This is a genomic window from Bacillus sp. RC252, assembly GCF_044909215.1.
GTDB classification, from domain to species: Bacteria; Bacillota; Bacilli; order Bacillales; family Bacillaceae_G; genus Bacillus_A; species Bacillus_A mycoides.
Genome location: NZ_JBIYDV010000033.1, coordinates 21,956 through 34,621 on the forward strand (window position 1 = coordinate 21,956; position 12,666 = coordinate 34,621).

The following is a 12,666-nucleotide window of genomic DNA, read 5'->3' on the forward strand; positions in this document are numbered from 1 at the left end:
CTGATTGAACAACGCATTGGATGTTGTGCCAAACAATACGGAAACGTTCAAATTCAGCTAAATCCAGCGGAAAAATGATTCAATTGCCCAGCGCTATTTTTACATGGCGGCGATTCCTTCGGACAGATAGATTGGTAGAACGCATATTCCCCAAACTACTCCAGTAATTACACCATCTGAAATAACACGCCCCATACCCACTAATTATTTTTCATCAAATGCGTAAATGGCGTATCAACTTTGATTCCACATTCGTTCCAAATCAATACTTGTTAATTTAAGTGAATTCCACCATAAAGATTCATATAGGTTTAGTAATTAGTCAAAGTTATTAGGGTATTCTGTCGTATAATTTATATATTACCATATAATTACCTCCTGATTTTTTTATATTATAGTTCTACATCAACACATAATATATAACTTTTTCTCATTGCTTATTGAACTAACCTGCTCCGTTCAAGAAGAACCCTATCAGTTTAAATAACTCAGATTTTGGCAAAATTAAATTGATTCAAATGATACCCACCTTTTAGTAATCTCAGAAAATTTCTTAGTCGCGAGTGAGGTTGGTTTTCTTATAGCTAATCCAATAGTTCGATAGCTATCACTTTCAAGTGGAATGGCTGCAAAAGAAATTTTTGATGTCGGTATAATCATTTCTGGCAATATACTAATTCCTAGATTATTCTCCACCATGGAGATCACTGAGTATTCATTCATATTTTCGAATCTAATATTGGGGCTAACTTTATTCTCCCTAAATATTTTTTGAATATCATCATAACACTGATATGTTGGCATAATAAAAGGTACATTTTCTATTTGTTGCATTGATACTTGGTTTTCCTTACATAATGGGGATTGGTTAGATACAACACATAAAAGTCGATCCCTCTTCAATTGTACGATTTCAAAGGATTTTTCAAAGGATTCAAAGTAAGTATCATTATTAATAAATCCACAATCTAATCTCCCGTTTTGTAACCAATTCTCAACCTCAGCATAGTTTCCTTCCAGTAATTCGATTTCAATATTTGGAAACTTTTCCTCCATTTTTTTAAGAATACCAGGAATCCAGTTTTTAGAAATACTCGAAAAAACCCCCACTCTTACTGTTCCTTTTTGGAACCCATTGATAGCGGCTACTTCCTGCTTCAGCATGTTGTTATAGTATAAAATTTTCCGAACGGTAATTAAAAGCTCCTCTGCATTTTTGGTCAATGTTAAAGTAGAGTGATTACGAATAAATAAAGGAAAGGAAAACTCTTTTTCCAAACTGCTAATTGCATGACTTACAGCAGATTGGGTGAAACCTAACACTTCTGCCGCTTTTGTAAAACTATTGAGTTCTGCCACTTTGTTAAATATTTCATATTTTGTTAAAGTCACTATGGTCCTCCTCATGAATTTTATTCATGTCTCCATTATATTTCTTCGTTTTATTTAATGCCATTACCAACATACAATAAGTGCATGCTCTATTATATGACCCTTGACAAGGGATGTATTTTTTATGGAAGGATGAAGTGAAATGCAAAAAATTTTAGTTACAGGTGCTGCAGGTAAGATTGGCCAAGATGTTACAAGATTCCTAGATAAGCAAGGGAATTACCAGTTACGGCTAGCAGATATTAACTTATCTGCTTTAGAAACTTTTAAAGATACAAATCATGAAATCATATATTTAGATGTTTCTGATTTAGCTGCTTGTCAAGAATTTACGAAAGGTATAGATATAGTTATACACTTGGCAGGTAATCCTTCGCCAAATGCTGATTTTTATGGCTCCTTATTAGAAAATCATATAAAGGGAACTTATAATATTTTTAGAGCTGCTAGTGATAATAATGTATCCAAAGTGATAGTTGCTTCCAGTGCTCAAACAATTGAAGGCTATCCTTTGGATTATCAACCACATGCTTATTCACCCACGAGACCCAAAAATATGTACGGGGTAAGTAAGTGTTTTGCAGAGGCTGTTGCTTCTTATTTTGCTTATGAAGAAGGGTTACAAAGTCTTGCTATTCGTATAGGTGCATATGATGATTATAATCCATATGGTAAACCACTAACAGCTAGAGATATGAGTGCATACTTAAGCCCAGAAGATTTTATGGACCTTCTCTTAAAGTCGATGACGGCAAAGAACTTACCTCCATTTTCAATTTTACATGGTGTATCTAACAACAGGTTTAAACGAATTGATATTGAAGGAACAAGAAAGTTAGTTGGTTATAGCCCAAGTTCTGATGCTTTTGTACTAAGTGGTATTAAATTCTTTGATTCTTGATAAAGGCATATCTAGAAAAGATATTATATTATTGTTATTTAGCTTTTATTTGTTCTATTTTCAATAGCTATAGTTTCCGTAATCATAATATTCCAATTCTCTCAGATAGGGAACACTATTCTTCTGTCTCATTTGTGGAACAACTCTATTGTCACCACTAGTTCCACAGATGTTCTTTTCCTTTTCAACATAATGGGGTAGCACCACATCGCTATCAAGCTAAGCTTATGCAAAGTCAATTTTAGGCGAGATTGTTTCTTTTTCTAAAGGGCAAGTGTAGGTGATTGAAAGATTTGCATACGAAATAAACCCTAACGGGTTTCACTTTTTTGAATTAAGCGGCTTGATTATCAGACATGGTACAATTGTAAACGACACCTAATATATCAAAGACCGTTTTTTTCTCATATCGATGAGATTTCCGCCCGTTTTGCTGTAGGAGATTGAACAGGCGGAGTAACACCTTTGATAGCTCTTGGGTGTTTTTTTGTATAGTTTGGAATAGAAGAAGAAAATAGTCTTTAATCATATATATGGCTTTATACTCACTAAGCTCTCGTTTTTTCTTCATGAGGAGCAATTGGCGCATTTGAAACATGATAGAAGAACAGAGTAGAATGGCAATCAATTGGCCATATAAATGGCACTCCAATCGTTCTGATTTTATCTTTTTACAATGATGGATTTGAAAGAATGACTTCCACGTTTTAAATAAAATTTCGATTTGCCAACGCAAAGAATACCAGTCATGTACCTGTCCCATCGGGACAATATCTGTAGAAGTGTTTGTCATATATACATTGATACCACTGAGTCGTTTACTACGAGGAGAATACTTCATTCCTTTCTTTTTTTCTCTTACAGCTTGATCTTGTAATCGTTTTTGTTGCTGTTGTTTTGTTAATCGATGGACAATTACACGAGCTGACACTTTATCAATCATTCCTACATAAGCATTAGCTATTTCCCATGTTTGTCCTGGCTGAAGGGAGTTCATTACCGTCTCCATATCTAACTGTATATACTCTGTACCTTTCTTAATTCTTCCATCTTGAAAATAATCAGGGTTAGGATTTTTTTGATAAATACGTGTATTCGACTTGATACGAGAAATATAGTAGGCCTCTTGATCTTGTATATATTGAAGGTCTTTTAAATGAAAATAACCTAAATCTCGGATACATAAATCATTCGCTGCCACAGTTGGGGCACACAGAGAGCCGTAAGTGCGATCATGTTGTTTACCTGGACCTGTATGAATATGTAGGAACTGTCCGCTTAACAAATCATACTCAAGCTGAATTTTTATCCCAGCTGTATGGCTGCATCCTCCTGCACCTGGATAAACCGATGAAAATACATCCGGGAGTTGAAATGCAGTTGAATCTAAGATACGAATACGCTTGAAAATAGAAGTATATGGAGAAGAAATTAGCTTAGCTGAAGATAACTTTTGGTTTAGAAGTTTGGCTAAAACTTGTTGTAGAAACTGGACGGCTGCGGCGTTAAATCTTTGATTTAGTCCTTCAGGACTGATGAGTACTTCTGTTGATACTTCTAAACAACTACATAACTGGGTTAAGGAAGTTTTTGCTACACTTTGGCTTAGCCATACGCATAAAGCTACTAACTCTTGTGCTTGATACTTACTTGTTCGCTGTACAAATCCAACATCTCTAGCTAGATTCTGTAAGGTATTTGGGGATAAAAGACTCTTTATCTCCTGTGCAAATAATTGTAAGTCGTCAGATACAGAATTAGACATACAAAAAACGCCATCCTTTCCTATAATTCTACAGTAAGAATAACGTCTTTTTTGCTTAATGAATAGTGTGAAACCTTAGCTTTATGGTAATGTGACCGTACCTCATGTAGTCACAGTTTTTATTTGTATTAAGACATTCGAAATGATTTGCCACGTAAAGCTGCTATGTAGCAAATAATAACTACTAAGCATAGGCTAACCATCACCAAATACAATTGTGGTGCAAAATGGATAATCAACCAGCCACCAAGCACTGGGCCTAAGAAGCCACCTAAGTTTTGAAATTGCATAAAACCAAGATATGTTGCTTTTTGATGCGCGGGTGCAATCATTTCGACTATAGCACTCGTCATTGGGAAAACAAAAATTTCACCAAGTGAGAACACAACCATACCGACAATAAAAAGTGTCCAATTATCAGCGAAGTGGAAGATTAACATACCAAGTGCTAATAGTCCGCCCCCGAAAATAAGACTTGTTTTGATTGCTACTTTTTCGCTTAAAATGCCGAGTGGCAATTGAAGAATTACGATTGTTGCAGCATTAATCACAATTAGAACTGAATATAATGCTACTCCGTCTGCCATAGTTAAATTAAGCAATTGTGGCATTGTTGCCTCTGTTTGCATATATACGAAATTGCAAATAACACTCGCAATAATGAGCAACATAAGTGTGCTATCTTGTAAAAGAACACGCATCAAGTCGCCAATATCTTGCGTAACATTGACCGTATTCTGCTCCTCTATACGTCGTAAAGTGATGACTAAGAAAATCGCATACAATAAGTACATCGTTGCAGTAATAAGGAATGGAAAACTTATTGATGATGCTTTTGAAATGACAATACCGAGCAAAAGGCCGATCACAGCTGATAAATTGATGGCAGTATATCGAATTGAAAATAGGCGACGACGCCTATCTTCGTCAGTATAGTCAATCATCAAAGCTTGTGAAGCTGGTTCAAAAAATGCACGACAGATACCGTTGAGAGCATTGCATAGAACGAATATCCAAACAGAGTTTGCGAATGCAAAGCCATAAAAGACTATACTCCAACAGAACATCGATATGATGATAATTTTTTTTCGGCCAAACCGGTCAGTAAAGAAACCACCGAAGAAGCCACCAAATGTCGCAGTCAATTGTGAAATACCGACTGCTAAACCAATCATAATTGGTGAGGCATGTAAATCATTTTGTAAATAAAGTGCTAAAAATGGTATCGTCATAAAGCTAGCTGTGCGGGCGAAGGTCGTACCACCGAGCAGCTGCCAGACGAGGGGGTGAAAATAATCCATAATAAAAACCTCCTGTATTAACATGCGTTTGCTTATGCTAGTATGAAGTGTGGAGTTAGTCTATAGTCAAGAGGAGTTTTTAACTTGGAGAGAAAAAACCTTAAAACCTTAAGTACAGGAGAATTTGCTAGTTATTTTGGGGTGAAAAAAGACACCTTGTTTTATTATGATAGAATCAATCTTTTTAAACCTGCCGGTAAACTTCCCAATGGTTATCGATATTATACCTACGATCAAATTAATACATTCTCAACACTCCAATCTCTTCGGAAAGTGGGAGTTTCGATTGAGGAACTAAAAGAATATCTTAATTCTCCCAACACTTACAAACTTGTTGAAATGGCAAAACAGCAGACAGTTCTGGTGGAAGAAGAAATTGAGAAATTAATTCAAATTCGTCGTTTCTTTAAGGGTATTATTTCAATGGAAGAAGAAAGAAAAAACGTTGAAGTTGGGAAGGTTTATATCCAAAAGACACAGAAAAAATCTATTTTCTTAAGCGATGTAAATTCGAAAAATAGCATGACCGATTTCGATTGGGTAAAACATTTTAGCAAGCAAATAGGCTTGTTTGTTCCTGCTCCTATTGGATCTGTGATAACAAGAGAGAGCCTGATTCAAGAAAGATATGAGGAGGTAGATCACTTATTTTGTTATAGTGATTTAGAAACAGGTCAATCAAAACCAGGAGGAATTTATGTCATATATTATCACCAAGGATCTTATAAAGATATTGAATCCGCATACCACAATATCACGGAATTTATCAAATCAGAGGGCTATGTTATTGAAGGAAATGCCTATGAAGATTACTTCTACAATCCATTAAGAACTAATAATAAGGAGGAATATCTTACTAAAATTAGTATACAGGTAACAAAGTGTTTAAAGAGTTAAAGCTATAATGTTATCTTTGTTTAGTAAAAATTAAAAATAGGAAAAACAATTGCAGCGAGTACTTTTAAAAAAAGTGATAAAAAGAGAATCGAACTTTATGTTTAGTAGGGCATACCCCATCATCAAGTTGAAATTTTAAAATACCCCCAAAACGAGAAAATTGTACGTTTTAATCTGGAGACGTCAATTTTCTCATTTTCGGGTATTTGCTTTTCTTAGCTTGATGGTGATGTGGCGGTACCCCGAATAGAGTAAACATCAAGTAACTCTAAAATATACAATAAAAATAGTAGGTGGGGAATATTTGACGCTTACACGAAAAGCATTTTCCCTATCGCCATCAAGTTAAAAAACTAATTATCCCACAAAACAAAAAATCGAGTTGAATTCACATAAATAACTGTAGAGAGATAAAAATTTGGTTCTGGGGGTACTATAAAATATTAGCTTGATGGGCATGGGGTAGCACCAACTAAACGCGAATTTCGTACGCTAAGCAATTTTTCACATAGAAAAAGCCGATTTTCTGTACGCTAAGGGATAATCGGCTTTTTACTGTTAATTTGTTTGTAGTGGTCGAAGAAATTCTAAAGGTGCAATTTCTTTCTTATTAAATCGGTATTCTCCTAGGAAATTAATATGTTTCCATCCTAATGGAGAAATATGTTTTAATAGCTCTTCATTAAATTTTTCTTTTTTCTTCAAAACTTTTATTGCTTCACTTAAATAGGGGTACGGAAACGATTCTGGGTATGAGGGGTCATTCTGGAAAAAAATTCAATAATAAAAGTCGTAGGAACTATTACCTACGACTTTTTACTATTTAAAATTTCATTAATCTGGACAAATATCTAAAACATCATGAAAAAGAGCATATTCTACAGTCACCTGAGGGCCAAAGAAAGTTACACCCTCTGGAAATTTGAAATCCATAACAACCTCATTTACTTCTGCATAGGATAGTTCTGTATAATTTTTCGATGTTAAAGATTGAATGACTTGTTGTTCGAATTCCAATTGTTGAATCGTATAGGCCTGTGTGCTATCTCCATCTAAAGTGGACATGAGTGACGTATCATCAGGACAGTCAACTGAAAATTCATGTTGTAAGTAAAACACGGGCACCAATTTTGAAATTAATAAAGTACTGCTGTATTTTACTTGTAAATTATCTTTTTTATAAGGTTCAAATTTGAATATAATTTTTTCCGCTGGCCAAATATCATCATTGTAGAAAGGTGTTGTTTGAATGCGTGCATTATTAATAAATACAGTTAATTCTTTTGGTAATTCAATTCTTTTTTCGCACCTAAATAAATATTCATTTGCGTCACCATTTATATAAAAACGTTGTATTGTTTTTTTTACTAATTCTTTCATAAATAAATCCTTTCTTAACCCATTCTCAAATCATGTCCCCCAGATTTATCTGCAGGTTTTGTTGAGTTTAAATTGAAATCTACTTCCCCCTGGTGTTTTCCATTCTTATTAAGTACTTCAAATCTTCCATGTTGTGTATCTAATGTAGCTTTGGAATAAAGATTGATTAAAAAATCCCCTTCAACCTTTATTTATCAGCAAATGCAAAAACTCCATTTTGAAAAAAGATTGATCAAAATGGAGTTAATCTTTCTAACTGAGTATTAGATTTTATAAAAAAGTTTGATCAATTAAATGAGCCTTATTCAACTAAAGCCTCTGTTAGCTCAATAACAATGCCTAAACTTTATTATTCGATTCCTTAAGCTTTCTCTCCCCCATTTTATGATAAAGAGACATGATAGCCCAAATAGCAGTTGGAAGTGCTATTGCTCCAATGATCATAGACGCAAGAATGTTAATTGCACTGCCATCGACATACAACAATATAAAAACAGCTATTAAGAAGATAAGGACTGATATAGTTTTCAAAAGATTAACTAATCCGTTTTTTTCTTTTACCTTCCATTTGTTATTGTATGTTGCGATTACAGTCATAGCTGTTGGAATGGCAATGATTGTGAAAATAACTGCTATTGTAAATAGTATTGATTGTAATGTACCTGAGCTTATTATTGCCACAACCCATGCGAGTACTGTTATTAAAACGAACGGAATGGCAAAATAATTCATAGAACGGGCTGAATTTTCATACTTTTCAACGGATGTGTCACGGTCACTATAAATCGGTTTTGTATTAGGTTGTGCTCGAAATAAATGAATATCTCCTTCTGAGGCAATATGCGACCATCCAGAAGATGAAAAAAAGTCAAAGTATTCTTCTTCTTCATCCTCTTTTAATGAACGATAATCTACACTGTAGATATAATCTGAGCTTTCCCCTTTTTTTAGCGTATATCCCATAAACTTAAAATCACTGACATGCCATCCCTTCAAAGAAAATCGTCGTAATTTTTCCATATCCTTATCCTCAGAAAAAGCTAAACCACCTGACAAAATATACTTTGTTTGTCTCATTCTTCACCCTCCTTCAATCCAGTTTCTGCTAATTTAATCATCAGTTTTCTTATCTTCACATCTTCTTCTAATACTTCTCTGCCCTTGTCAGTAAGCAGATATGTTTTACGCCTTGAATCCGACCCATCATACAAATAAATCCACTCTTGTTTTAATAACTTTTTTATAATCGTGTACATTGAAGCAGGTCCTATAGTAATTGCACCATTTGTTGTTTCTTCAATTAAGCTCATAATTGCGTAACCATGCCTTGGTTTAATTAAAGCAGCCATAATATAAAACATTGAATCCGTTAATTGCTCCGTTTTCTTCAATCCATCACCTTCTATATCCTTTTAAGATATATCATAATGTGATACATCTATCTAAGAACAATATATCATGATGTGATATATGTGTCTAGAGTTATATCATAATTTGATATTTGTCCTTTATAATCAAAAAAGAACCCTTACAATGGGCTCTTCGTTAAATTTTCAAATACATGATGTTCTTTTCCATTATCCTTCTATAACTAAACTGCTTCGTTAGTTTAAGTACAGTTTTTTACAAGATAAACATCAATTTTAACATAAATGTCCAATAAAAAAATCATCTCAAAGAATAACTCAAGAGATAATTTTTATCAAACTTTATTTCAAATTATCAATCTTTATTTTAAACGATCAATCTTTTTTACAAAGTTACACCGGAAGCATGTTTCTATGCCGTTACACCTATTATAAGGAGGTGATTAACGAAAACTTAGTAGTAGATTGTTGTAAGAAATATACACTCTTTTTAGGAAAATATAATAAAAAATGGAGGATTTATCATGAATGAATATCAATTAATTAGTGACTACAAGCAAAATGAAAAATATAAGGAAAGCTTTAATGACCTTGCAAAACATGTATTTGAATTGGATTTTAAAGGATGGTATGACAGGGGCTGTTGGAATGATAACTATATTTGCTATTCTTATGTGGATGGAGATAAAGTCATCGCAAATACATCTATTAATAAAATGAATGTAATCTCTAACGGTAAGGAATATAAAGCAATTCAATTGGGTACAGTGATGACACATCCGGATTATAGACATCAAGGTTTAGCGACTAAATTAATGAATCATATCATTAAAAAATACGAGAAGGATTATGATTTTATATACTTATTCGCGAATGATACGGTGTTAGAAATTTATCCTAAATTTGGTTTTGAAAAGGTGCAAGAAAGTAGCTTCAGCTTGAAGGTTTCAAATATGATACGTCAAATAGACAAAAAGTACGATTTACGAAAGTTAGATGTTAATAATCAGGCTGATTTTGAGCTGATGAAGGAATATGCAGCCGAAAGAATTCCGGTGTCTTCTAGATTAGGTGTGAAAAATAGTAACATTATTCACTTTAATATGTTAATTATTTTTTGTTGTCTTGTTAGTTAAAGGGGTACTTAGTACAAAAAATAACCGTAGATAGTAGCACGAACACTGTTCTTGTTATAATTATTTTTTTTCAGAACGTCTATAATCCTCTTTTAAAAAATATATGTAAATATAATAAAAAACGAATGATTAATAGAAATATTCTACGCCACTCGTTTTTTATCGGACTTCTTTTTACTGTACTTTTATTTTCTTTATGAGTTATTAGAAAAATAATTGTCTATATAAGTCTTTATTTTTTCAAAATCCTTTTCCATAAATAAGATTGCTGGTACTTCAATTATTGGAAGATTATTTTCATTATCAAAAGGTGGACACGGTTTGGGAACTACCAAATAGTCAACTGAGTTTTTATCCCTAATATAATTAATTGAAACATCATAATACTTAGAAAAATATTCCTTCAAATCATCCTGATTCCTTAAAAATGGTAGAGAAAATATTGAACCATAATTTATACCAGCGTCGACAATTAATACAAAGCATATTTTTTTCATGATACACCCTCCTCGTATAATAAGTTTTAAGTTAATAACTGTTCCTTGAAAATTAAATAGTTTTTATCTTCAAGAGCTACATCAAAAAAATGATGTATGGGTAAAATTTAGTCTTGGATACTGGGGGATTTCCCTAGATAATGGAAGTATGGAAATGGATCCATCGGGAATATGCTTACTCCTCCTGTAGTTCGACCACGTTAAAAGACTGTGACCCAGACCAAAATGCACTGCATACGCACAAGCTGTATCGGTTTCCTTCACTTACCTCTCATAGTGGTGGGAGGTAAGTGAAGGAAATCATTGAATACTCATACGCGAGGTTGTGGCTATGTTTTGGACTCTAGGGAGATCCCACAGTATCCAAGCTCATTCCAAATACTATTCAAAGAAAGGAGGTCCTTTCCATGAGATTATTCGTAGCTATTGATGTAAGCTCTGAAAAACTTGATGTATGTTTTCTTGACAGTCATGACACTGTTTTGAAAGAAATTTGTCTTTCAAACGATGTGAATGGTGCCAACGCCATTAAGGAGGATGTTCTCCATTTTCACCAGTTGTACAACTATGAAAAAATTGTCATTGGCATGGAATCTACTTCCGTCTATAGTTTCCATCCTTCCATGTTCCTAACGGAAGATAAGGATTTGAGGGCTTTAGACGTGGAAGTGGTCGTACAAAATCCAAAAGCCATCCATCGGTATAAAAAACTCTTTGAAGAAGATAAGACCGATAAAATAGATGCTTTCCGTATTGCCGATTTTTTACGAATCGGGCGGTATAATAAGTTTCTTATCAAGGAGGAAAAATACGTTGCCCTTCAACGTTTAACACGATCTAGATATCAACTCGTTCACCAGCAAACAGAATGTAAGCAACACTTTCTGGAGAACCTTTACTACAAATGTAATACGTTATCGAAAGAGTTAAATACCTCTGTTTTTGGTGCGACGATGATGGAAATACTCTCAGATTCCCTTTCGTTGGATGAAATCGCAGAAATGGATCTAGAAGCACTCGCTACTCTTCTTCAGAAAAAGGGGAAAGGACGCTTTAGCGACCCGGAAGATTTAGCGAAAACCATCAAGAAAGCCATACGTGACTCCTACCGACTAGGTAAGGTCGTTCAAGACTCTGTGGACGTTGTATTAGCCACTTATGCACGATTGATTCAAACATTGAAAAAACAAATCAAAGAGATAGAAAAAAGCATTACTGCTTTATTCGAAGCCATTCCAGAAGCGAGATATTTAACAAGTGTTCCAGGCATTGGAGTCGTATACGCCGCGGGAATCATTGCGGAAGTTGGACAAATTGAACGCTTTGAGAACGAAGCACAATTGGCCAAATACACCGGTCTTTACTGGAAAAAATCGCAATCTGGAAACTTTGAATCGGAACGAACACCCATGACACGAACGGGAAACCAGTATCTTCGTTATTACATGGTTGAAGCTGCCAACTCTGTACAACTTCGTGAAGCTACTTACCGTGCTTATTATTTAAAGAAATATGATGAAGTTCCGAAATACAAACATAAAAGAGCCCTTGTCTTAACAGCGAGAAAACTAGTGCGTCTGGTGGATGTGCTACTACGCAACCACCAACTCTACATGCCATAAAGGAGCGTGTAAATCAAGAGCTAACTACTGCTTTTGATATCCTTTCAAGGCGGCTTTAGGGAAATGAACAAACATTCATGTTTCCCACCTAAAAATACGAACTAACGTTCTGTGTATTCCTAAGGTTTAGTTTCCTGCGCTCTTTTTTAGAAATTCTTCTCTAGTTTTTATCAATCATATACTTGACTTAATACCACAAGTCTTATTTAACTTTATGTAACCGTTACAATTTATATTGTAACAATAAATTTGCGAAAAAAACATTGAGTTTAAGATAATTTATTTAAAAAATATAGCTTATGGGGTAGCGTCACATCGCTATCAAGCTAACAAAATAAAATCCCCCCTAAAATGAAAAAATACGCTATTCTTTCTGTAGAATCATAGGAAAGGATGGCGTTTTTGTAT

Annotated in this window: 11 protein-coding genes and 2 pseudogenes; 4 read left to right on the forward strand and 9 right to left on the reverse strand. The window is 34.2% G+C overall.

The window, feature by feature from the left end; translation table 11 throughout:
• Window positions 1-111: 111 nt before the first annotated feature.
• Window positions 112-357: pseudogene (locus tag ABH960_RS28420) on the reverse strand (GNAT family N-acetyltransferase); the annotation flags it as partial.
• 147 nt (window positions 358-504) lie between these two features.
• The gene (locus tag ABH960_RS28425) at window positions 505-1,392 is read right to left on the reverse strand and encodes a LysR substrate-binding domain-containing protein (RefSeq protein ID WP_002142572.1); all 888 of its coding nucleotides are present in this window, start codon (window positions 1,390-1,392) and stop codon (window positions 505-507) included.
• A gap of 142 nt (window positions 1,393-1,534) precedes the next feature.
• On the opposite strand from ABH960_RS28425, the gene ABH960_RS28430 reads away from it, so the two are divergent.
• Window positions 1,535-2,293 (forward strand): NAD-dependent epimerase/dehydratase family protein, encoded by a 759-nt coding sequence (locus tag ABH960_RS28430; protein WP_002014092.1) that lies wholly within the window; start codon window positions 1,535-1,537, stop codon window positions 2,291-2,293.
• 334 nt (window positions 2,294-2,627) lie between these two features.
• Here the strand turns inward: ABH960_RS28430 and ABH960_RS28435 are convergent, their stop codons facing one another.
• Both ABH960_RS28435 and ABH960_RS28440 read right to left on the reverse strand, forming a co-directional pair.
• Window positions 2,628-4,058 carry an IS4 family transposase gene (locus tag ABH960_RS28435; RefSeq protein WP_000072035.1) on the reverse strand — a complete coding sequence of 477 codons (1,431 nt, stop codon included), beginning with the start codon at window positions 4,056-4,058 and terminating at the stop codon, window positions 2,628-2,630.
• A 128-nt stretch (window positions 4,059-4,186) separates the two neighbouring features.
• Window positions 4,187-5,359, reverse strand: coding sequence for an MDR family MFS transporter (locus ABH960_RS28440; RefSeq protein WP_000384374.1), 1,173 nt, complete (start codon window positions 5,357-5,359; stop codon window positions 4,187-4,189).
• A gap of 84 nt (window positions 5,360-5,443) precedes the next feature.
• Between ABH960_RS28440 and ABH960_RS28445 the strand changes: the two genes are divergently transcribed.
• A complete protein-coding gene (locus tag ABH960_RS28445) occupies window positions 5,444-6,256 on the forward strand; it encodes a MerR family transcriptional regulator (protein WP_000440177.1) in 813 nt (270 codons plus the stop codon).
• Between the two features lie 558 nt (window positions 6,257-6,814).
• Here ABH960_RS28445 and ABH960_RS28450 read toward each other — a convergent pair.
• The 4 genes and pseudogenes from ABH960_RS28450 to ABH960_RS28465 all read right to left on the reverse strand — a co-directional run.
• Window positions 6,815-6,985, reverse strand: a pseudogene (locus ABH960_RS28450) (Tn3 family transposase); the annotation flags it as partial.
• Window positions 6,986-7,090: 105 nt separating this feature from the next.
• The gene (locus ABH960_RS28455) at window positions 7,091-7,636 is read right to left on the reverse strand and encodes a hypothetical protein (protein WP_404449770.1); all 546 of its coding nucleotides are present in this window, start codon (window positions 7,634-7,636) and stop codon (window positions 7,091-7,093) included.
• A 339-nt stretch (window positions 7,637-7,975) separates the two neighbouring features.
• Complete coding sequence (locus tag ABH960_RS28460; RefSeq protein ID WP_404449772.1) at window positions 7,976-8,713, reverse strand: DUF2812 domain-containing protein; 738 nt, start codon at window positions 8,711-8,713, stop codon at window positions 7,976-7,978.
• Window positions 8,710-9,027, reverse strand: a complete 318-nt coding sequence (locus ABH960_RS28465; protein ID WP_046956610.1) for a PadR family transcriptional regulator — start codon at window positions 9,025-9,027, stop codon at window positions 8,710-8,712. Before ABH960_RS28465 ends, ABH960_RS28460 begins: the two co-directional genes overlap by 4 nt.
• A 500-nt stretch (window positions 9,028-9,527) precedes the next feature.
• Here ABH960_RS28465 and ABH960_RS28470 point away from each other — a divergent pair, with 500 nt between their 5' ends.
• The gene (locus tag ABH960_RS28470) at window positions 9,528-10,139 is read left to right on the forward strand and encodes a GNAT family N-acetyltransferase (protein ID WP_404449774.1); all 612 of its coding nucleotides are present in this window, start codon (window positions 9,528-9,530) and stop codon (window positions 10,137-10,139) included.
• Between the two features lie 194 nt (window positions 10,140-10,333).
• Here the strand turns inward: ABH960_RS28470 and ABH960_RS28475 are convergent, their stop codons facing one another.
• The gene (locus tag ABH960_RS28475; protein WP_000717614.1) at window positions 10,334-10,636 is read right to left on the reverse strand and encodes a hypothetical protein; all 303 of its coding nucleotides are present in this window, start codon (window positions 10,634-10,636) and stop codon (window positions 10,334-10,336) included.
• 407 nt (window positions 10,637-11,043) lie between these two features.
• Between ABH960_RS28475 and ABH960_RS28480 the strand changes: the two genes are divergently transcribed.
• Complete coding sequence (locus ABH960_RS28480) at window positions 11,044-12,258, forward strand: IS110 family RNA-guided transposase (protein ID WP_002148946.1); 1,215 nt, start codon at window positions 11,044-11,046, stop codon at window positions 12,256-12,258.
• Window positions 12,259-12,666: the final 408 nt, after the last annotated feature.